Genomic DNA, 19973 nt, shown 5'->3' with positions numbered 1-19973 from the left:
CATCATGAAAAAAACCCTCGCCGCCGTACTGCTCTGCATGTCGTTGCCGGCACTCGCCAAGGTTTCCACCGACGTGCTCTGCTTCACAACCGATGGCGACAAGCCCGTGCGCTTCGAGATGCGCACCTACTACGACGATGCGGTCAAATGGTCGGGCGGCATGGTCCGGTACACGAAATCGAAAACGGCCCTCCCGCTGGTGATCGAGCACGAGGAAGACGTAGTGCTCGCCGAAGACCGCCCGCACCAGTACACGACAACCTGGGTCGAAATGGTCGACGGCAAGATCAACGGGCGATACGAAATGATGTCCCAGGGCGCCAACATCTATTCGATGACCTACACCAATGCGCGCACCGGCAAGAAAACCGCGTTCGGCAGGGCGCTGGATGTCGACGCATCCGAACAGACCGGGTGCCGCTGGTGATGCGCCCGCTGATCCGGGTCGCCTGGGTGCTGATTGCGCTGCGCGCGGGTGGGTCGGAGGCCGCGCCGCGCACGGTCTACGAGGGAACGCTGCAAGGCAGCCGGGCAAGGACGGCAACATGGAAACGAGCGCCGCACTGACGCGCTTCATCGCGCAGCGGCGTGACAAGGCCGAGCCGGGCGAACGGCCGACGGACGGCGAAGGCAATTCGCTGTCGTGCGCCGACGTGTTTCCCCAGTATCTTGCGTTCGAACTCGATGCACTGGGCAAGCTGTCGTTCGCCGTGTCCGGTATCGGCCACGCGATGGGCACGTGTCTCGGGCCGCAGCTCGACACGCCGTTTGCGGCGCTCGCGCCGATCCTGAGGCCTGGTGGTGCGCGTTATCTCGTGCCGGGCGTCAAGCTGAAGTAACGCGGCGGGGCGTTGCGGTATCCGCATCGCGCAGCAACGACACCGCGCGATGCGCACGCACCGCGGTCATTGCGTCAGGACGCGTCGCCCGGCGCGTCGACGTCGATGCCGAGTTCGCTGGCCATCCGCTGAACCAGCGCATTCAGTCGCGCCACTTCATCCGCGAGGCGCTTCTGTTCGGCCTTCAGCGCCTCGAATTCGGAAGGCGGAACGGTGTCCGCGCCGCCGGCATCCGCGCTCGCGAAATCGGCCACGTTCACCTCGCCGCACATCAGGTGCATCCAGCGATTCTCGCGTGCACCCGGCGCGCGCGGCAGCCGGATGACGAGCGCCTGCGTGCGCGCCGCGAGTTCGTCGAGGAAGGCCTCGACCGACGAGATATCCGCGAAGCCGTGCAGGCGCGCGCTGTTCAGGCGCAGCTCGGCGGCCGTCTGCGGGCCGCGCAGCAGCAGGATCGTCAGCAGCGCGATCGCCTGGCTCGGGATGCCGAGCACACGGTTCATGTTGTGCTCGAAACGCGGCACACGGCTGCTGCTGCCCTCCATCACGAGGCTCAGGTGCTTCAGCCCGTCGAGCGCGGTCGTGACCTCATCCTCGCTGACGTTCATCACCGGCGCGCGCGCGGTTTTCTGGTTGCAGCCCGCGGTCAGCGCATTCAGCGACAGCGGGTAGGTGTCCGGCACCGTGTGCTGTTTCTCGACGAGCACACCGAGAATGCGGGCCTCGAGAGGCGTGAGTTCGCGAAGGGCGCGTGGCGTGGGCAGATCCGGCGTGGTGTTCATGATGGCGTCGCAGCGTGCAGCAGGTGGAGGGAAACAGTCGCGGCCCGTCCGGCATCGCGCACGGGCGAGCCATATGATAGCTCGCGACGCGCGGCCCGGCGCCGCTTGCCGCGCCGGCGCGCGCACTTGCCGCATCCGGCTTTCGTCCAACGTATCGGCTGCCCACGCCGCACGGCGATGCGTGTGCTCCGCACCGCGGAATCGCCCTCCACGCATACGGCGGCGTTTGCGCGACGCGCGGGCCGGCGCTACGATACGCGTTCACCCGGACATCCGCGGCGCCGTGCGCGATCGACTTCGCACGCCCATACCACGCATCATCCGTCCCGCACGCACCGCCGCCGCCGCGCATGCGCGCCGCGCGTCGACACCCTTTACCTCTTCACCGGTTCACTGCCATGACTGCATCCTCATCCGCGCCGCACGTGCGCGCCATCGTCACCGGACATACTCGCGGCCTCGGCGCAGCGCTCGCCGAACAATTGCTGCTGGAAGGCGTCGCCGTGCTCGGCGTGTCGCGCAGTCGCCATCCGTCGCTCGCATCGCAAGCCGGCGACCGTTTCGCCGAAGTCGAACTCGACCTGTCGGACGCATCGGCTGTCGCGGCCTGGCTGGCAGGCGATACGCTGCGCCACTTCGTCGACGGCGCGTCGATCGTGCTGCTGTTCAACAACGCGGGCATCGTCGACCCGATCGGCCCGCTCGCCGCGCAGGACCCGGCGATCGTCGCGCGCGCGGTCGGCCTGAACGTCGCGGCGCCGCTGATGTTGTCGGCCGCGCTCGCGCAGGCGGCAGCCGCCACGACCGAATGCCGGATCCTGCACCTGTCGAGCGGCGCGGCGCGCAACGCGTATGCGGGCTGGAGCATCTACTGCGCGACCAAGGCCGCGCTCGATCACCATGCCCGCGCGGTCGCGCTCGACGCGAACCGTGCGCTGCGGATCTGCAGCGTCGCGCCGGGCGTCGTCGACACCGGCATGCAGGCGACGATCCGCTCGACCAGCGACGACAACTTCCCGATGCGCGACAAATTCGACCAGTTGAAGTCGAGCGGCGCGCTCGCGACGCCCGAGGCGGCCGCGCGACAACTGATCGCTTATGCGCTGAGCGATGCGTTCGGCTCGGTGCCGACGACCGACGTGCGGGAACTGCCGGGCAACTGAGCCACGCGGCACGTCATCCTTCCAGCCGCTTCGTCCAGTCTTCGACCTGCCGCTCGGTCCGGCGCTTTTCCAGCATCTTGCGCCAGCCGGTTGGCAATATCGGCACGTCGCACAGCGCGTCGAGCGCGGCCATGTCAAGCGTGCGCCGGTACAGCACATCGAGCACCGTCGACAGCGGCCATTGCGGATACGGGCGCTCGTGCAGCGCCAGCACATCGCCCGGCGCCACCCACCCTTCGTGCAGCACGCGGTAGTACCAGCCGGTCCGGCCGCTTTGCTGCACGAGCATGGCCATCCGCGGATGATCGAAGCGTGCGTTGAGCTTCCAGCACGGCTGCCGTGACTGCGACACCTGAAGCACGGCGCCGCCCAGCGTCAGCACATCGCCAATGCACACGTCGTGCTCGGTCACGCCATGCGTCGACAGGTTCTCGCCGAACGCGCCGGGCTGCGCGAGCACGTCGCGCGCGCCGATCCGCTCGGACCACCACGCATAGTGATCGTGCGCATAGTGGTGAACCGCCTTGTCGGGGCCGCCATGATGCCGCGCGTCGGCCTGCTCGTCGCCGGCGAAGCCGAGCGCACCCAGCCACAGACGCGAGTCGACCGCGCGCTTGTCGATCGCGCTCGCGTGCGGCGTGCCGGCCAGCGGCCGGCTCGTGCCGATCCGCACCGCGCCGATGGCGGCCGCGATCGCCGGCCGTGTGCCATCGCTCATGCCGTCACACGGTCCGGCAGTGCCGCAAGCAGGCGTTCGAGCTCGCGCGTGCGCGCGTCGCCGAGCGGCAGCAGCGGCTTGCGCGGTTCGCCGGCGTCGAAGCCGCGCAGCCGCAACCCTGCCTTCACGGTCACCGGCAACCCGCCGTTGACGATGAACTGCAGCAACGGCAACTGCGCGTGAAAAACCGCCCGGGCGCGCGCCAGGTCGCCCGCGCGCATCGCGTCGACCAGCGCGAGCGGCAACGCCGCGTTCAGGTTCGGCGCGGCCGAGCACCAGCCGGCCGCGCCCGCGGCCAGCGCGGCGAGCGCCATCGGATTGCTGCCGTTGTAGAACGGAATCGTGCCATCGCTCAACTGCGCGAGCCGGTGCATCCGCCCGATGTCGCCGGTGCTCTCCTTGACCATCGTCACGTTGTCGACGGTCCTGCAGATCGTCGCGATCAGGTCGGGCGACATGTCGACGCCGCTCGTCGCCGGGTTGTTGTACAGCATCACGGGAATGCCGATGGCGTCGCCGATCGCGCGATAGTGCGCGACGATCTCGTCGTTGCCGAGCTTCCAGTACGACACCGGTAGCACCATCACCGCATCGGCGCCGGCCTGTTCGGCGAAGCGCGCACGGCGCACCGCACCGGCCGTGGTGAGATCGCAGATGCCGACGACGGTCGGCACGCGCCGACGCACCGCGCGAATCGATGCGGTGGCGACCGCCTCCCATTCGTCGTCGGACAGGTAGGCGCTCTCGCCGGTACTGCCCAGCGGCGCGATCGCGTGGACGCTGTCGGCGATCAGGCGCTCGATCAGCGCGTCGAGCGCGTTCAGGTCGACACCGCCGTCGGCGAAGAACGGCGTGACCGGGTAAGCAATGATGCCTTGCAACAGGATAGACACGATGCGTATTCCTCAATGATGGGCGGACGTGGCAGAAGCGATCCGCGCGCTCATGCGATGCAGTCTTGATGCGTGCGCAATGCGCGGCGCGCGTAGTACGCGAACGTCACGGCGTCGCGCTTCGGCGTCGAGATCCAGTCGTGCGCTTCACGCGCCAGCGCCGGCGGAACCGGCCGAATCTCGCCGGCCGACATCGCGAGCAATTGCAGCTTCGCGGCCCGCTCGATCAGCAACGCGAGCATGCACGCTTCCTCGATCGTCTTGCCGACCACGAGCTGGCCGTGATGCGACAACAGGATCGCGCGCTTGTCGCCCAGCGCCTTCGAGATGATCTCGCCTTCCTCGTTGCCGACCGGCACGCCGGGCCAGTCCTTCAGGAACGCACAATCGTCGTAGAGCGGGCAGGTGTCCATGTGCGACACGACGAGCGGCTGCTCGAGCATCGACAGCGCCGCGACATGCGCCGGATGCGTGTGGATGATGCAATTCACGTCCGGACGCTCGCGATAGATCCACGTATGGAACCGGTTGGCCGGATTCGGGATGCCTTCGCCGTCGACCACGTCGAGATCCTCGTTGACCCGCAGCAGGTTCGCGGCCGAAATCTCGTCGAAGCCGAACCCGAGCCGCTGTGTGTAATACGTGCCGGCGGCGTCCGCGCGGCAGGTGATCTGCCCGGCCAGGCCGGAGTCGTGACCGGCGTCGAACAGGATCCGGCACGTGAGCGCGACCTTCTGCCGTGCGGACCAGCCGCTGTCGCTCACCTCGTTGTCGAGACGCCGCTCCGCCAGCGCAACCAGCGCCTCCTTCGTCAACTTCAGCGTTTCCGCCATGTTCGCCTCCTGAATGGGTCGGATGTGTCGCATCGTCCGCAGCCGTTGCGCGAGGATTCGCGCCAGGCTGTGACACACGATCCATTATATGACACAGGGTGTCATGCGTTACAATCGGTTTTTCGAAGGACACCCGGCGCCCCATGACGATTCGCCTGAAGCTGCTCAGAAAACAGAAGGGCTGGACGCTCGACGTGCTGGCCGACGAGACCGGCCTCACCAAGAGCTATCTGTCGAAAGTCGAGCGCGGCCTGAGCGTGCCGTCGATCGCGGTCGCGCTGAAGCTGTCGAAGGCACTGAACGTCGACGTCGAGCAGTTGTTCTCGGAAAGCTACAATCGCGAGCTGATCACGGTCACGCGCGCCGGCGAGCGCACGGCCATGGGCGCGGCGGCCGACAGCCACGCGCACCGCTTCGAAAGCATCGCGGCCGGCGTCGCGCCAAAGAAGATGCTGCCGTTCATCGTGCATCCGCCGCACGAATTCGTCGCCTCGACGTTCCGCGAGCACGAGGGCGAGGAATTCCTGTTCGTGCACAAAGGGCGCGTCGAAATCGAATTTCCGAACGAGACGGTGCAACTCAAGACCGGCGATTCAGTCTATTTCAACGCACTCATCCCGCACCGCACGCGCAGCCTCGGCGCCGCGCAGGCGGAGATCCTGGTCATCGTCAGTCACGACGACTAGACTCGTCACTTCTTCGCGCAAGGATCCCCCGATGGTCACGAAGGCCACCGCACCGTTCCAGCAGATCAAGACGCTCGTTCGCCAGAACGTCGAATCGGGCGACTGGCGCCCCGGGGATCGCATTCCGTCCGAGCTCGATCTCGCCGCGCAGTTCGGCGTTGCGCGCATGACGGTCAACCGCGCGCTGCGCGAGCTGACCGAGGAAGGCGTGCTGAAACGCATCGCGGGCGTCGGCACCTTCGTCGCCGAGGTGAAGCCGCAGTCGAACCTGCTGATGATCGCGCACATCCGCGACGAAATCCGCGCGCGCGGGCACGAATATCGCTGCCGCGTGCTGAGCCAGTCGAGCGAGCCCGCATCGTTCGACGTCGCGGCCGCGTTCGGCTTGCCGGTCAACACGCCGGTGTTTCATGTGGTCTGCGTGCATGAGGAAAACGGCCGCCCGATCCAGCTCGAGGACCGCTACGTGAACCCGGCCGCCGCGCCCGGTTTCATCGACCAGGATTTCCAGATCGAGCCGCCGTCCGAATACCTGTACAACAACGTGTCGCACTACGAACTGGAAATCGAGCACGTCGTCGACGCGTCGCTGCCGACCGGCGAGCAGGCCCGGCTGCTCGACATGCGCGCCGACGAGCCATGCCTCACGCTCACGCGCCGCACCTGGACGAACGGGCTGCCGGTCACGTTCGTGCATTTCCTGCATCCGGGCAACCGCTACCGGCTCGGCTCGCGCTTCAAGCCGGGCGCCGGGCGCCACCCGACCTGAACCTTCGTCGCGCGCATCACAGCGCACCGCGGCCGTTTCATGCCGAAACGGCCGCCGTGTTCCTGACCCGCGCCGGTCAGATCGCGCCGGCCTGCCCCGCGCCGCGCGACCACACGACCGGAAACAACGGGTGGTCGAGCGGCGCGCCGTCGGGCAGTTGATCCGCGAGCCCGGGGAACTCGGGCGACGTTTTCCAGCGGCGCGGCGCGTGACGGATATCGTCGCCGACGAAACGGATCGAGAATGCGCGCCGGCGGTTCTGCGTGCCGCCCGACGCATGCAGCGTGAGCATCCGGAAGCACACCATGTCGCCGGGCTCGAGCGCCCAGTGGCGGATCGGGAACGCCGCGCGATCGGCTTCGATATCGGGGAGGTCCCCAAGGCTGCCTTCCGGGAACCACTTCGCTTCCTTGTCCATGAACGTGCGCGGCATCAGCCACGGCCCGAGATGCGAGCCCGCGACGAATTCCAGTGTCGATTCGAGCGGCACCGGATCGACCGGAATCCACATGCTGACGTTGTCGTCGCCTTCGATGTTGTAGTACGGCTGGTCCTGGTGCCACGGCGTGCGCTGCCGCGTGCCGGGCTCCTTCACGAGCAGATGGTCGTGATGCAGCCGCACGTGCTCCGTGCCCATCAGCGCGGCGGCCACCGACGGCGCCGGCGAGCGCACGATGAAGTCGCGATACGCGTCGTTGTGCTGCCAGTTGCAGAAATCCTCGAAGAACCAGCCCGGATCGTCGGGCCGGCTCGCGACTTTCGCGCGCTCGCTCGGCTGCGCGAGATTCGCGTCGATACCGGCCCGCAGCGCGGCCACTTCGTCGGGCGAGAAAATGCCCTTGATGCGGACCGCGCCTTCCTCGCGGAACGCGGCGATGAGTTCGGGCGTCACGGCTTGCGCGACGCGATCCTGGATGCTCGTCATGGTGTGCCTGTCGGATGAATGAATCACGGGGTCACGGTGCGGCGGTCAGCTGCTTCGCGCCGTAGATATCGAAGTCGAAGTATTTCGCGGCGATCTTCTGGTACGTGCCGTTCGCGCGGATCGCGACGATCGCGTCGTTCAGCCGCTTCTTCATGTCGGCGTCGCCCTTGCGCAGCCCCATCGCGACGCCATAACCGGTGATGCGCACGTCGGTCACGTCGGGGCCCGCGAACGCGTAACCCTTGCCGCGCGGCGTCTTCAGGAACGAGTAGCCGGCCTGCGTCTTGTCCTGGAAGGTCGCGTCGAGGCGGCCGTTGACGAGATCCTGGTACACCTGGTCCTGGTTCTGATACGAGACGATCGTCACGCCCTTGGTCGCCCATTCGGCCTTCGCGTACGCCTCCTGCGTCGTGCCCTGGTCGATCCCGATGCGCTTGCCCGCGAGCGACGCCGCGGTCGGCAGCAGCTTCGAGCCGGCCGGCGCGACCAGCGCGCCCGGCGACGCGTACAGCTTGTTCGAGAAGTCGATCTGCTTGAGCCGCTCGTCGGTGGCCGTCATCGCGGACATGATCACGTCGAACTTGCGCGCGCGCAGTGCCGGAATCATCCCGTCGAAACCCTGCTCGACCCACACGCACTTCGCATGCAGTTCCTCGCAGATCGCATTGCGCAGGTCGATGTCGAAGCCGGCGAGCGAACCGTCGGGCTGCTTCGCCTCGAACGGCGGATACGTGGGATCGATGCCCCAGCGGATCGTCGACGTGTCCTGCGCGAACGACACGAGCGGCGCGAACGCCAGCGCGGTAACGAGGAGCTTTGCAGTGCGGTTCATGGCGGGTCCTTGAAAGTCTCGACGTGGCGGGCGACCGCCGGCGTCCGGTGGATGGCGCCGCGTCGGGATGTCGACGCGGTGCGCGGAAGACGGGGACTTCGATGAAACTGCGTTGCAGTCTAGACCGCTCAATTTTTGAGCGCAAGCGGCGGGAACGGGAGTGAGATGGATTGAGGCCAGGCGGGGGCGAGAAGGAAGGGGTGGGGCTTGAATTTCGGCTGTATTGTCGAGATTTCGGGTGTTTACCCTGTGCGACGCGCGCCTGCCACAGAGCGTGTTTTTACCGATATCGGCAGGATGGCGATGTCTATACAGGCGGGCAGCACGAATTCTTTTCCGATACGGTTCCGGCTGTATTGATGATGCGACCTATACCGGATTAGAAAATCTCAGAGACGAAAACTCGCCTTGAGATGTAAGATATACCTTACATTCAAGATCGCTTAAGCAGCGTCGGGAGGTCGGCATGCAGCTCTATGAAATCGGCCAGGCCGTTGCAAAACGGAGGTCGGAGCTCGACCTCACGCAGGCCCAGCTTGCGAGGCTCGCCGGATTGTCTCGCCTCACCGTGAACCAGCTCGAAGCCGGCAAGGTCAAGGATCTCGGCATCAACAAGCTGATCCCGTTGCTCAGCGTGCTCGGCATCGAACTCCTGGCACTCCCGCGGCAGGCGCAAAACGGTCTCTACAAGGCCGTCGTGAGCGCGAACGTCAGCTACAAGGGCGAATTGACCGAACGACTGCTGGCCGAAGCGTTGACCACCGGACACATTCCGGAAGGATACGAATCGCAGTTCTCCGTCATCCTCGACGAGGTGCCGCTGCCTGTCGTCGTGAAGGCAGCAGAGGAAGCTGCCGAGCGCTCGGGCACGCCGCTTCGGACCATCTGGAAAAACCTTGCCGCATGGTCGAAGGATCTCCATCTGTATCGGGAGGTATGGGCATGACCGCACCATCCGTGTTACCCGACGGCCCGTGGCAGGGCCTTTTCCGTCACGCGTTGACGCTGGTCGACGAGATACGAAAACACGGCAAGTCGAATCCGTTCTGGACGTTCGGCGGCGGCACGGTTCTCATGCTGCGCCACGGCCATCGCGTCAGCAAGGACGTCGACATCTTCGTACCCGACCCGCAGTATCTCGGGTACGTGAATCCCCGCATCAGCGACGCCGCATCCGACATCACGACGGACTACGAGGAACACGCCGGTTTCGTGAAACTGGTGCTGCCCGACGGCGAAATTGACTTCGTGGTCTCCCGAAATCTGATGTCGCCCGGCTACGACGAATGGATGCTGATGGATCACGTCGTCAAGGTCGAGACTTCCGCCGAAATCGTCGCCAAGAAAATGTGGCACCGTGGGGATCGCCCGACCGCGCGGGACCTGTTCGATCTGTGTCTGGTCATCGAGCGGGAACCGGAGAGCCTGATGGATGCCGGTGCATTTCTCGTTCGGCATCGCGATACATTTTTGCATCTGCTCAACGAACATCGTGCCTTCGTAAAGTCGCGCTTCGACGACATCCGGACACTCGGCTACACGCCGTCGTTCGACTACTGCGTGAAACTGGCCGACGCGTTTCTCGGGCAGCTTCCCGGTAGTCCACCCGAACGCAAGTCGCGCCCCCGCTGAAACCTACCGCGCCCGCGCAACGCCGCTCAGGTCCGGCGAAACCGCGATTGCCCGCAGCCTCCGGTCATGTTAAAAATCGTCGCACGCATTTGGAAATGAAATGTTCGAATCCGAAAAAGTGCATAAATGAATAGACCCCTGTTCGACCTCGACCTGCTGCGCGCGCTCGTGATGGTCGCCGACTGCGGCAGCTTCACGACAGCCTCCGCGCGCCTGCACTCGACCCAGTCGACGGTCAGCCAGAAGGTGCGCCGGCTCGAGGAAATCGCCGGACATCGGCTGCTCGATCGCGGCACGCGTGACGTGCGGCCGACCGACGCGGGCGTGACGGTACTCAGCTATGCGCGGCGCATGCTCGCGCTGAACGACGAGATGCTGGAAGCGCTGTCGGGCGCGACGGTCGCGCTGACGATCCGGCTCGGCGTGCCCGACGATTTCGCGGCGGGCCGCACGACCCATGCGCTCGCCGCGTTCAATCGCGAGCATCCGCAGGTCAAGCTCGAAGTGATGTGCGGGCTGAGCCGCGACATCAGCGCGGCGTACGATCGCGGCGAGCTCGACCTCGTGCTGATCAAGCAGCGGCGCGACAGCCGCGAGGCCGTCGTGCGCTGGCCCGAGAAGCTGCGCTGGATCGACAGCGCGCAGCATCCGTCGATCGATCTCGACCCGGTGCCGATCGTCGTGTTTCCGCCGCGCGGGCTCTATCGCGACGACATGATCAAGGCGATCGAGGAGCGCGGCCGCCGCTGGCGGATCAGCTTCACGACGTCGAGCCTGAGCGGCATCCAGGCCGCCGTCGCCGATGGGCTCGGCATCAGCGTGCTGCCTGCGCGCGTGGTGACGGACGAGCACACGGTGCTGACCGCGAAGCAGGGTTTCGCGCCGATCGAGCACATGGACATCGCGATCCTGCATCGGCCGACGGCCGACCCGATGGTCAGCGAACTGACGAGGACGCTCGCGGCGATGCTGGAGCACGAAGAGTAATCGGGCGACTATCCGCACACCCCGGAACGACTCAGAACATCGTGTTCCCGTTCGCGGCCTGCTCGGGCACCGGCTGGTTGACGTCCCAGTGCTCGACGATCTTGCCGTTCTCCAGCCGGAAGATATCCATGATCGCGCTGCCGCGCGTGCCGGGTTCACGAACCGCATGCACGTGCAGGATCACGTAGTCGCCATCGACGAACGAGCGCTTGATCTCGCTGTGCGACTGCGGATATTTGTCGCGCAGGAACGCGACGAACTTGCGGAAACCGTCGCGGCCGTCGGCCGCGTTCGGGTTGTGCTGCACGTAGCGGTCGCCGACATACGCGAGCGCGGCGTCCGCGTCTTTCTCGTTCAAGCCTTTTTCGTAGAACGCGAGCACCGTCCGCCGATTGGCTTCCTGCTGCGCGTCGCTCGGGCCGGCCGCCGCCGCATGCGCGGCCGTCACCGCAAACAGGGCCGCCGCCATCCATCGTGCGGCCCTTGCCGCTGTCGTGCGTCGCATCGTCGTCTCCCGGGAAATTCGGCTGAAAGCCGGATCATACCGGGGCGACGCGACGCTCAGACCAGCGCGCCGTTGCGCGCGACGATCTTCCCCGACGACACGACGAGACGCCGCACCGGCCGCGCGACGACCGCCTCGGCAAACGTCAGCGCATCGACGAGCACGACGTCCGCGCGGCTGCCCGGCTGCAGCCCGTAACCGTCGAACCCGCAACCGCGCGCCGCGCTGTGCGTCACGCAGTCGAGCGCGACTTCGAGCGCATCGTCGCGGCGGAAATCGTTGCGCATGCCGATCAGCATCGCGCGTTCGAGCATGTCGGGCGAACCGTACGGCGTCCACGTGTCGCGCACGCCGTCGTTGCCGCCGATGACGGTCACGCCCGCCGCGCGGCACGCGGCCACCGGCGGCACCGGCACCGCTGCCGGCGCGGTCGTGACGATCGCGACGCCGAGTTCGGCCATCCGCGCGAGCAGCGCATCGCGCTCGCGTTCGGCGATATCGCCGAGACAGAACCCGTGGCTGATCGTGACCTTGCCCTGCATGCCGTGCGCGGCCGTGCGCTGCAGGATCAGGTCGAGCGAATACGCGCCCATCGACCCGCGCTCGTGCAGGTGGATGTCGAGCCCGCGGCCGTGGCGTTCGGCGATCGCGAACAGCACGTCCACCGCTTCGACCGGATCGCCCTCGATCGCGCACGGGTCGAGCCCACCGAGCAGGTCGGCGCCGGCGGCCAGCGCGTCGGACAGCAGCGCGTCGGTGCCCGGCCGCTTGAGCACGCCCGATTGCGGAAACGCGACGATCTGGATCTCGACCTGCCCGCGCAGCGTCTCGCGCGTCGCGAGCACGCCGTGCAGATGCCGCAGCCCGGCTTCGGTATCGACGTCGACGTGCGTGCGGATGCGCGTCGTGCCGGCCGCGAGGAAGGCGCGCGCCAGCGAGAGCGATGCCACGCCCGCGTCATGGCCGCTCGTCGCGCGATAGTGCCGTTCGTTCTCGATGCGGTCGACGAGGCGCGGCCCGACCTGGTTGCGATACCACGGCATCCCCCAGTGCGTCTTGTCGAGGTGCGTGTGGCCTTCGACGAGACCAGGCAGCGCGAGCGCGCCCGCACCGTCCTCGATCGCGCAGCCGGCGGGCGCGTCGAGCGACGGGCCGACGCGCGCGATGCGATCGCCTTCGATCAGGATGTCGAGCGCGGCGTCGGCGCTCGTGCGGACGTTGCGGATCAGCAGGTTCGTCATGTCGGTTCCGGTGTGGTCGGTCAGTGCGAAGCGGGCGCGGCGCGTGCCGTTCCCGCGGTCGGGTCGGTCAGCGCGTGAAGCGCAGCGCGGGGGCGAACGGCGCGCCGGTATCGCTTTCGCCGCGGCGGAACACCCAGCGTTCGGCCGGCACGCCCGCGACGGCCGCCGCCGCATTCGGCGCGCGCACCGCGACGAACGTCGCATCACAACCGACCGCGATTCCGTAGTTCTCCTTGCCAAGCACACGCGCGCCGGCGTGCGTCGCCATGTCGAGCGCGATGCCGAGCGCTTCGTCGGTGTAGAAGCCCGACCGATAGCCGACCATCATCGCGCGCTGCAGCATGTCGCCGTTGCCGTACGGCCACCACGCGTCGCGGATGTTGTCGTTGCCCGCGAACACGTGCACGCCCGCGTCGCGCAACTGCTGCACCGGCGGAAACGCGCAGTCGCCCGGCGCGTTCGTCAGGATCGACACGCCGGCTTCGGCGAGCGCCGCCGCCGTGCGTTGAACGTCGTCGTAGCCGACTTCGCCGAGCGCATACGCATGGCTCACGTTCACGCGCCCGCCGAGCCCCGCCGCGCGCGTGCGCGCCGCGATCCGCAGCAGTTGCGCGATGCCGGTCTCGCCCGGTTCGTGCAGATGGATGTCGATCTTCGCGCCGCGCTTCTCGGCGATGCCGAACACGATGTCGAGCTGGCCATCGGCGTCGCCGTCGAGCGTCGTCGGGTCGATCCCGCCGACCACGTCCGCGCCTTCGCGCACGGCCGCATCGAGAATGTCGGCGGTGCCCGGGCACGTGACGACGCCGGCCTGCGGAAACGCAACGAGTTCGATGTCGACGATCCCGCGCCATTGCTCGCGCGCGGCCATCACGGCCTGCAGGTTCGACAGGCCGGTCGTCGCATCGACGTCGACGTGGCTGCGCATCGCGACCGTGCCGAAGGCGGCGGCCTGCGCGATCAGCGCGTTCGCGCGCTCGACGATCGGCGGTGCGGCCGCGAGCTGGCGCTTCTCGACCGCGAGCCGCTCGCGCAGCGAACCGACCGATTCGTGCGGCACCCAGCGATCGCCGACGAAGCTCTTGTCGAGATGGGTGTGACCGTCGACGAAGCCGGGCAGCACGACGCGCCCGTCGAGGTCGACCGTCTCCGTGCCGGGCGCAGCCGTGCAATCGGTACCGATCGCGGTGAAGCGGCCGTCACGGACGACGAGGTTGATGGGCTGGCCGCCGGCATCGACGGCATTGATGAAGATACGATCGGTCATGGCTCGGAATGTGGGGCGGTCGCTGCGCGACACCGGCGCGGACAGCGGAAGGAACCGCGGCCGGCGCGGCGCGACCATTGGCAGGGAATCCGGCCACGATATCGGACGCCGCCGCCCGAGGCCAATTAAATGTCGCGATGCCGCGCATTCGATTTCGTGATGCGCGGCGTGTGCGCCCGCGGTTCACTGCGCGGCGATGGGGCTGGATCGACGTGGAAACGGCGGAAATACCGATGGCCGAGCAGCGGCGGCATCACCGGAACTCAAGCGCCCGAAGGCCGCCTCGCGCCGTTGCCGGCCCACGCTTGCGCGCCCCGCCCGGCCGGCGATTTACGCGGCAACAGACTTTACACGTTGTTACCCGGCCGCACCGGACGTGCATCCGGCCATTCCTTATACTCACGCCGAGTTCGCCACCCGTCCCGGAATCCTTCGGCGGACACGTTGCCGATGCAGGAAACATCATGATGCGCATGCCTTCCACGAAGACCGTTCTGTTCGCCTCGCTCGTCGCCGTGGCGGCGCTTCCGCTGACCGCCTGCGTCGCGCCGGGTTATTACGGCGCGCAGCCGGGTTATCCGCAGCAGCAATACGCGACGCCCGGTTATGCGCAGCCCGCGTATTCGCAGCCGGGCTACGTGCAGCAGCAACCGGCCTATCCGAACCAGGCGCCGCAACCGTACGACCAGTACGGCAACCAGCCGCAATACGGGTCGCAGCCGTATGACCAGTACGGCAATCAGCAACAGCAATACGGCAACGGCTACGGCACGCAGTACGGCACGGTCGCGAACATCCAGCCGGTCAACGGCTCGGTCGGCCCGTCGGGCGTCGCCGGCACCGTCGTCGGCGCGCTGATCGGCGGCGTGCTCGGCAACCAGGTCGGCCGCGGTCACGGCCGCGATGCGGCCACCGTGATCGGCGCGCTCGGCGGCGCGGTCGCGGGCAACCAGATCGGCCAGCAGATGGGTGCGGCGCAGCCGCCGAGCAGCTATCGGATCGACGTGCAGGTCAGCGACGGCTCGACGCGTTCGTTCGACGTGCAGTCGCCGGGCAACCTCCGTCCGGGCGATCGCGTGCAGATCAACGGCAATCAGCTGTCGCGCTATTGATGCCGGTTCGGTGCGCGCTCTAACCTGAGCGGGCGCACGTTGCGCGTGTGATGTCGTGTGCGGGTACGGCACGACGGCGCATCTGTTTGACGTCATCCTCATCCTTCGTACCAACGCGGCGCGCATCACGCGCCGCCGGTACGCCGCAGTGCCTCCACCTTCGTGCCCGCTTCCCGCGCGACGTTTCGTACGTCCGTTGCACCGCTCGCCCGCTCAAACCTGCCGCATTGCCGTCACACGCGCACCTACCGCGAAACGCGATCCCACTCGGACGAGCGACGCGGCCGGGATGCAACACGCATCGAACGCCGCCACGCGACATCCGGATTCCTATTAGCATAAGCACGATGCATCCCGCGGCAGCATCAGCCCGCACCGGCATGCACGTCCCCCAACCGGCATACCCCCGATGACGATCACGACCCGCCTGCTCGACGCGGCCGACGCCGCCCGTTTCCAGACCGTCCGCCTGCGTGCGGTCGACACCGCGCCCACGTCTTTCCTGCCGACGCTCGACGAAGAATCGCAGGTACCGGTCGATGAATTCGCGACGCGCATCACGCCGACCCGCGAGCGAGCGGTGTTCGGCGCGTTCGATGGCGACACGCTCGTCGGCATCACGGGCGTGCGCCGCGATGCGCGCGTGAAGATCGCGCACAAGGCGACGATCTGGGGCGTGTTCGTCGATCCCGCGTATCGCGGGCAAGGCATCGCACAAACGCTGCTCGAAAACGCGACCGCACACGCGGCGCAAGCGTGGCAGTGCAAGCAGCTGATGCTGTGCGTGAACGAGGTCAACGCCAACGCCGAGCGACTGTATGCGTCGCAGGGGTTCGTCCGGTTCGGCACGGAGCCGCGCTCGCTGTTCGTCGACGGCCGCTTCTACGACGAACACCACATGGTCAAGACGCTGGCCTGACGCGTTCGATCCGGTTTGCGTGCGCGCGCATCGATCGACGCACGCGCCCGCCCTGCTCCTTCACATCACGTCACCGCTTGTCGGTGACCGTCGTGTTGACGACCTGCCCGGCGATCGTCACGTTCGCGAGCGTCATCGCGCTCACGTTGAACGCATAGATCGGCCCCGGCGACGTGACCGTCGGCGTGCCTGACGCAACCGGCGTGCCGAAGTCGCAATCGCTGATCGTCACGCCCGAGATCGGCTGCACGGCCGGCGCGGGCGGCGTGCCGTTGTAGTCGAACGCGACCGGCCCCTGCGCGACGATCGCCTGGAAGCACGATGCGGTCACGCCGTTCAGCGTCACGTTGCTCGCCTTCACGCCCGAGATCGTCACGTTCTGCACGACCGGCGGACGCGTGCGCACCGCGTCGTTCGCGGGCTGGTAGTCGCAATCGAACGTGATGATGCCGCCCTGCGCGGCCGACGGGTTGCCGGCCGACGGCGTGACGACGCCGAGCGGCACGCTCGCGTTGATCGGGCTGCCCGCGAGCAGCGCGCTGCCGTAGCCGCCGCCCTTCTGCGTCAGGCCGTTCGGCAGCGTGACGCCCTTCACGTGGAAGTCCTTCACGTAGCCGCCGCGATTCATGTTGGTCTTCACGCGGATCGCGATGTTCAGCGGGTTGGTCTGCCAGTTCGCGTTCAGCATCGACAGGTTGGTCGCATAGATCTGCTCGACGCCGCCGCCCATCTCGCTGCCGAGCGTGATGCCGCCGTGCCCGCTGTTCATCGTGCAGTTGCGGATCAGGTGCCGCTTCGCGGGGCCGTATTCGGTGTCGCGGTCCTTGCCCGACTTGATCGCGATGCAGTCGTCGCCGGTATTGAACGTGCAGTCCTCGCACAGCACGTCGGTGCACGCGTCGGGATCGAAGCCGTCGTTGTTCGGGCCGATGCTGTTCGTCGTCACGCCGCGAATCACGACATGGCGCGATGCGGTCGGATGGTGCTGCCAGAACGGCGTGTTCTGCGTCTGGTAGTTCGCCATCAGCACGTTCGTGCAGCCGATGAACTCGACCATGCACGGCCGCAGGTAATGGCCGAGGCCGAAGATGCGCTTCTCGACCGGCACGCCGGCCTCGGACAGCGCGGGCAGGTAGTTCTGGTCCTGCTGCCACGGCGTGACCGGCGACGTGAGCAACGCGTAGAGCGCGTCGGGAATCGCGGGCGCGACGATCCGCAGGTCGACGTTGTTCGGATTCGCATAGGCCTGGCTCGGCACGCCCGCGGCTGCGCCGTACGCGCCCGACGAGCCCTTGTAGGTCCACCAGCAGACGCTGCCGGCCCCGCTGCCGGAGAACGGCGTCATCGCCTGCCCGTTGAGCACCGAGGTCGGGCCCTCGCCCGTCAGCGCGATGTTCGTCGCGTTGCGCGCGTAGACGGGTGCGCCGTAGTTCAGGCAATCGTTCGCCTGCCAGCGGCTGTAATACAGGCGGCCGTTTGCGCCGCAATCGACCGGGCCGTCCTTCGCGTAGTCGGCCGGGTTCGGGCTGAAGTAGATCGTGCAGTTCGCGCTCAGGTGGAAGGTCACGTTGCTCTGCAGCACGATCGGCCCCGCGCAGTACCAGTTGCCGGACGGCACGACGACCCGGCCGCCGCCCTCGCGGCGGCACGCGTCGATCGCCGCGAGAAACGCCGGGCGCGAATCGAATGCGCCGGGCGCGGTCGTCAGTTCGGAACCCGGGCTCACCGGCGACTTCGCGACGTTGTACGGCGACGTCTGCGCGACCGTCGCGCACGGGCGCGCGCCGTAGTGCGTCACGTCGAAGTCGCGTCCGCGCAGCGCGAGCCGCGACACGTGCGCGAGCGACGCGGCGATGCGCGCCGCCGCGCCATGTTCGCCCCACACGAGATCGACCGCCGACGCGTTGGACATGTTGCCTCCCGCGAACGCCCGGGTGGCCGCGAACGGTCCGCCGAGCACGGCGCCGCCGGCGAGCGCACCGGTCCAGCCGATGAATGCGCGGCGCGATACCCGCTTCGACGAGGGCGATCGGACAAACGAAAACGGACGGCGGCTGTTTGCGGCCATGGGCACTCCTTCAGTGTATGAGGGTATCGACGCGCCGGGCGGCGGAGCGTTATTTATACGTCGTCGTACTACATCGCGCAGTCTAGACGCGAACGAAGCCGGACACGTATTTGTCATTTACCCTGTTTTTACTGGCTTCTTACATTGAATGTGTGCGCACACTCACATCTGCGAGCGCGTCTTTAGAGATATGTTGTCGTATGTTTATGCGCAAAAACTCCAACAAGAATCCGTAGTCGACGGCGCTTGCCGCGGCGATGTCCCTGCTCGCCATCCACCACGACCGCCGCCCGCGCCGGTTCGCATCGTGCCGTCGCAGCCGGTTCGAACCTCCACACCCGCCCGCTACCCACCCGCCTCCGTAATTCCGCCCCTGTTCAGCCCCCCGTCGCCCGCGCTATCGTTTCCCCCATCTTCACAGCCCCGGAGCCTCATTTGCCTTCCCGCCACGGAGTCGACCTCATCCGCGCCCGCGCACTGTTCGACCGCGAACGCCGCGCCTTCACCGAAGCCATGCCGACCTCCCGCGCGCTGTCCGCGGAAGCGTCCGAGCACCTGCTGTTCGGCGTGCCGTTGCACTGGATGCAGGACTGGTCGACCCCGTTCTCGCTGTACGTGAAGGAAGCGCGCGGCGCGACCTTCACCGACGTCGACGGCCATCGCTATGTGGATTTCTGCCTCGGCGACACCGGCGCGATGTTCGGCCATGCGCCCGAACCGGTCGCACGCGCACTCGTCGAGCAGGCCACGCGCGGCTACACGACGATGCTGCCGAGCGAGGACGCCGCGTGGGTGTCGCGCGAACTCGCGCGCCGCTTCCGGCTGCCCGTCTGGCAGTTCGCGCTGAGCGCGAGCGACGCGAACCGCTTCGTGCTGCGCTGGGCCCGCGCGGCGACGGGCCGCAACACGATCGTCGTGTTCAACGGTTGTTATCACGGCACGGTCGACGACGTGTTCGTCGATCTCGTCGACGGCCGCCCCGTGCAGCGCGACAGCCTGCTCGGGCAGTCGTACGACCTGCTCGCGAACACGCGCGTCGTCGAGTTCAACGATCTGGACGCGCTCGAAGCGGCGCTGAAGGATGGCGATGTCGCGTGCGTGCTCGCCGAGCCCGCGATGACGAACATCGGGATGGTGCTGCCCGAGCCGGGCTTCTGGGAAGCAGCACGCGAGCTGACGCGCCGCTACGGCACGCTGCTCGTGATCGACGAAACGCACACGATCAGCAGCGGCCCGGGCGGCTACGCGGTTGCGCACGATCTCGAACCGGACCTGCTGGTGGTCGGCAAGCCGATCGCGGGCGGCGTGCCGTGCGCGGTGTACGGCTTCAGCGCCGAATTCGCGGAACGCGCGAAGCAGGCGAAGCTGAACGCGCCGCCCGGCCATTCAGGGATCGGCACGACGCTCACCGCGAACATGCTCGCGATGCATGCGATGCGCGCGACGCTGGCCGAAGTCGCGACCGACGCCGCGTATGCGCAGATGTTCGAACTGGCCGCGCGGCTGGCCGCCGGGCTCGAACAGGCGATCGCGAAACACGGGCTGCCGTGGTGCGTGACGCGCATCGGCGCGCGCACCGAGTTTCAGTTCGCGCCCACGCCGCCGCGCAACGGCACGCTTGCCGGCGCGCAACTCGACAGCGAACTCGAACACATCGTGCACTTGTACCTGCTGAATCGCGGCGTGCTGATCACGCCATTCCACAACATGATGCTCGTGTGCCCGCAGACGACGGCCGAGGATGTCGACCAACTCGTCGCGCAATTCGACGCGTGCCTGGGCGAGCTGGTGTGAAGTGACGC

The 19973-nt window shown here is 67.3% G+C and carries 21 protein-coding genes; 11 read left to right on the top strand and 10 right to left on the bottom strand.

From position 1 onward, the window contains the following. Positions 1-4 precede the first annotated feature (4 nt). On the top strand, positions 5-427 hold the full coding sequence (locus ACN22W_RS30725; RefSeq protein WP_419688313.1) for a hypothetical protein: 423 nt from the start codon (positions 5-7) through the stop codon (positions 425-427). A 118-nt stretch (positions 428-545) separates the two neighbouring features. After that, entirely contained in the window at positions 546-839 is a 294-nt protein-coding gene (locus tag ACN22W_RS30720) for a hypothetical protein (protein ID WP_419688312.1), read from the top strand. A gap of 74 nt (positions 840-913) precedes the next feature. On the opposite strand, the gene ACN22W_RS30715 is transcribed toward ACN22W_RS30720, so the two are convergent. Beyond that, the gene (locus ACN22W_RS30715; protein WP_048246139.1) at positions 914-1621 is read right to left on the bottom strand and encodes a YceH family protein; all 708 of its coding nucleotides are present in this window, start codon (positions 1619-1621) and stop codon (positions 914-916) included. Positions 1622-2019: 398 nt separating this feature from the next. On the opposite strand from ACN22W_RS30715, the gene ACN22W_RS30710 reads away from it, so the two are divergent. Then, positions 2020-2784 carry an SDR family oxidoreductase gene (locus ACN22W_RS30710; RefSeq protein WP_419688311.1) on the top strand — a complete coding sequence of 255 codons (765 nt, stop codon included), beginning with the start codon at positions 2020-2022 and terminating at the stop codon, positions 2782-2784. A 13-nt stretch (positions 2785-2797) separates the two neighbouring features. Here the strand turns inward: ACN22W_RS30710 and ACN22W_RS30705 are convergent, their stop codons facing one another. Genes ACN22W_RS30705 through ACN22W_RS30695 form a run of 3 tightly spaced genes read right to left on the bottom strand, consistent with a single transcriptional unit; the run spans position 2798 to position 5228 of the window. Next, a complete protein-coding gene (locus ACN22W_RS30705) occupies positions 2798-3502 on the bottom strand; it encodes an MOSC domain-containing protein (protein WP_419688310.1) in 705 nt (234 codons plus the stop codon). Continuing rightward, on the bottom strand, positions 3499-4395 hold the full coding sequence (locus ACN22W_RS30700) for a dihydrodipicolinate synthase family protein (RefSeq protein ID WP_419688309.1): 897 nt from the start codon (positions 4393-4395) through the stop codon (positions 3499-3501). The genes ACN22W_RS30705 and ACN22W_RS30700 overlap by 4 nt, the downstream gene beginning before the upstream one ends. A 50-nt stretch (positions 4396-4445) precedes the next feature. Continuing rightward, a complete protein-coding gene (locus ACN22W_RS30695; protein ID WP_419688308.1) occupies positions 4446-5228 on the bottom strand; it encodes an aldolase in 783 nt (260 codons plus the stop codon). 143 nt (positions 5229-5371) lie between these two features. Between ACN22W_RS30695 and ACN22W_RS30690 the strand changes: the two genes are divergently transcribed. After that, positions 5372-5914: a helix-turn-helix domain-containing protein gene (locus ACN22W_RS30690; protein ID WP_419688307.1), complete on the top strand. Its 543-nt coding sequence runs from the start codon at positions 5372-5374 to the stop codon at positions 5912-5914. Between the two features lie 31 nt (positions 5915-5945). After that, entirely contained in the window at positions 5946-6683 is a 738-nt protein-coding gene (gene hutC, locus ACN22W_RS30685; RefSeq protein WP_193099562.1) for a histidine utilization repressor, read from the top strand. A gap of 76 nt (positions 6684-6759) precedes the next feature. Here hutC and ACN22W_RS30680 read toward each other — a convergent pair whose 3' ends face one another. Next, positions 6760-7608 carry a phytanoyl-CoA dioxygenase family protein gene (locus ACN22W_RS30680; RefSeq protein WP_419688306.1) on the bottom strand — a complete coding sequence of 283 codons (849 nt, stop codon included), beginning with the start codon at positions 7606-7608 and terminating at the stop codon, positions 6760-6762. Positions 7609-7639: 31 nt separating this feature from the next. Then, on the bottom strand, positions 7640-8440 hold the full coding sequence (locus tag ACN22W_RS30675; RefSeq protein WP_129516043.1) for an ABC transporter substrate-binding protein: 801 nt from the start codon (positions 8438-8440) through the stop codon (positions 7640-7642). A gap of 466 nt (positions 8441-8906) precedes the next feature. Here ACN22W_RS30675 and ACN22W_RS30670 point away from each other — a divergent pair, with 466 nt between their 5' ends. The 3 genes from ACN22W_RS30670 (at position 8907) to ACN22W_RS30660 (ending at position 11059) form a co-directional block, all read left to right on the top strand. Next, positions 8907-9386: a helix-turn-helix domain-containing protein gene (locus tag ACN22W_RS30670; protein ID WP_419688305.1), complete on the top strand. Its 480-nt coding sequence runs from the start codon at positions 8907-8909 to the stop codon at positions 9384-9386. Next, complete coding sequence (locus ACN22W_RS30665; protein ID WP_419688304.1) at positions 9383-10072, top strand: nucleotidyl transferase AbiEii/AbiGii toxin family protein; 690 nt, start codon at positions 9383-9385, stop codon at positions 10070-10072. Before ACN22W_RS30670 ends, ACN22W_RS30665 begins: the two co-directional genes overlap by 4 nt. A 126-nt stretch (positions 10073-10198) precedes the next feature. After that, positions 10199-11059 (top strand): LysR family transcriptional regulator, encoded by an 861-nt coding sequence (locus ACN22W_RS30660; protein ID WP_129516046.1) that lies wholly within the window; start codon positions 10199-10201, stop codon positions 11057-11059. A gap of 31 nt (positions 11060-11090) precedes the next feature. On the opposite strand, the gene ACN22W_RS30655 is transcribed toward ACN22W_RS30660, so the two are convergent. The 3 genes from ACN22W_RS30655 to ACN22W_RS30645 form a co-directional block, all read right to left on the bottom strand. Beyond that, positions 11091-11564, bottom strand: a complete 474-nt coding sequence (locus tag ACN22W_RS30655) for a nuclear transport factor 2 family protein (protein WP_412023559.1) — start codon at positions 11562-11564, stop codon at positions 11091-11093. Between the two features lie 56 nt (positions 11565-11620). Further along, the gene (locus ACN22W_RS30650; protein ID WP_129516048.1) at positions 11621-12805 is read right to left on the bottom strand and encodes an amidohydrolase family protein; all 1185 of its coding nucleotides are present in this window, start codon (positions 12803-12805) and stop codon (positions 11621-11623) included. Positions 12806-12872: 67 nt separating this feature from the next. Continuing rightward, a complete protein-coding gene (locus ACN22W_RS30645) occupies positions 12873-14072 on the bottom strand; it encodes an amidohydrolase family protein (RefSeq protein ID WP_419688303.1) in 1200 nt (399 codons plus the stop codon). Positions 14073-14536: 464 nt separating this feature from the next. Between ACN22W_RS30645 and ACN22W_RS30640 the strand changes: the two genes are divergently transcribed. Both ACN22W_RS30640 and ACN22W_RS30635 read left to right on the top strand, forming a co-directional pair. After that, the gene (locus tag ACN22W_RS30640) at positions 14537-15184 is read left to right on the top strand and encodes a glycine zipper 2TM domain-containing protein (protein WP_048246153.1); all 648 of its coding nucleotides are present in this window, start codon (positions 14537-14539) and stop codon (positions 15182-15184) included. Between the two features lie 409 nt (positions 15185-15593). Continuing rightward, a complete protein-coding gene (locus ACN22W_RS30635) occupies positions 15594-16103 on the top strand; it encodes a GNAT family N-acetyltransferase (protein WP_343491203.1) in 510 nt (169 codons plus the stop codon). 70 nt (positions 16104-16173) lie between these two features. On the opposite strand, the gene ACN22W_RS30630 is transcribed toward ACN22W_RS30635, so the two are convergent. Then, positions 16174-18171 carry a glycoside hydrolase family 28 protein gene (locus ACN22W_RS30630; RefSeq protein ID WP_419688302.1) on the bottom strand — a complete coding sequence of 666 codons (1998 nt, stop codon included), beginning with the start codon at positions 18169-18171 and terminating at the stop codon, positions 16174-16176. 435 nt (positions 18172-18606) lie between these two features. On the opposite strand from ACN22W_RS30630, the gene ACN22W_RS30625 reads away from it, so the two are divergent. Next, positions 18607-19965, top strand: a complete 1359-nt coding sequence (locus ACN22W_RS30625) for an aspartate aminotransferase family protein (protein ID WP_419688301.1) — start codon at positions 18607-18609, stop codon at positions 19963-19965. The last annotated feature ends 8 nt before the right edge of the window (positions 19966-19973 follow it).

It is taken from the genome of Burkholderia theae (assembly GCF_048565265.1).
Classification (GTDB): Bacteria; Pseudomonadota; Gammaproteobacteria; order Burkholderiales; family Burkholderiaceae; genus Burkholderia; species Burkholderia theae.
The sequence above is the reverse complement of the archived record's forward strand: the minus strand, read 5'-3'. Positions and strand labels throughout refer to the sequence as shown.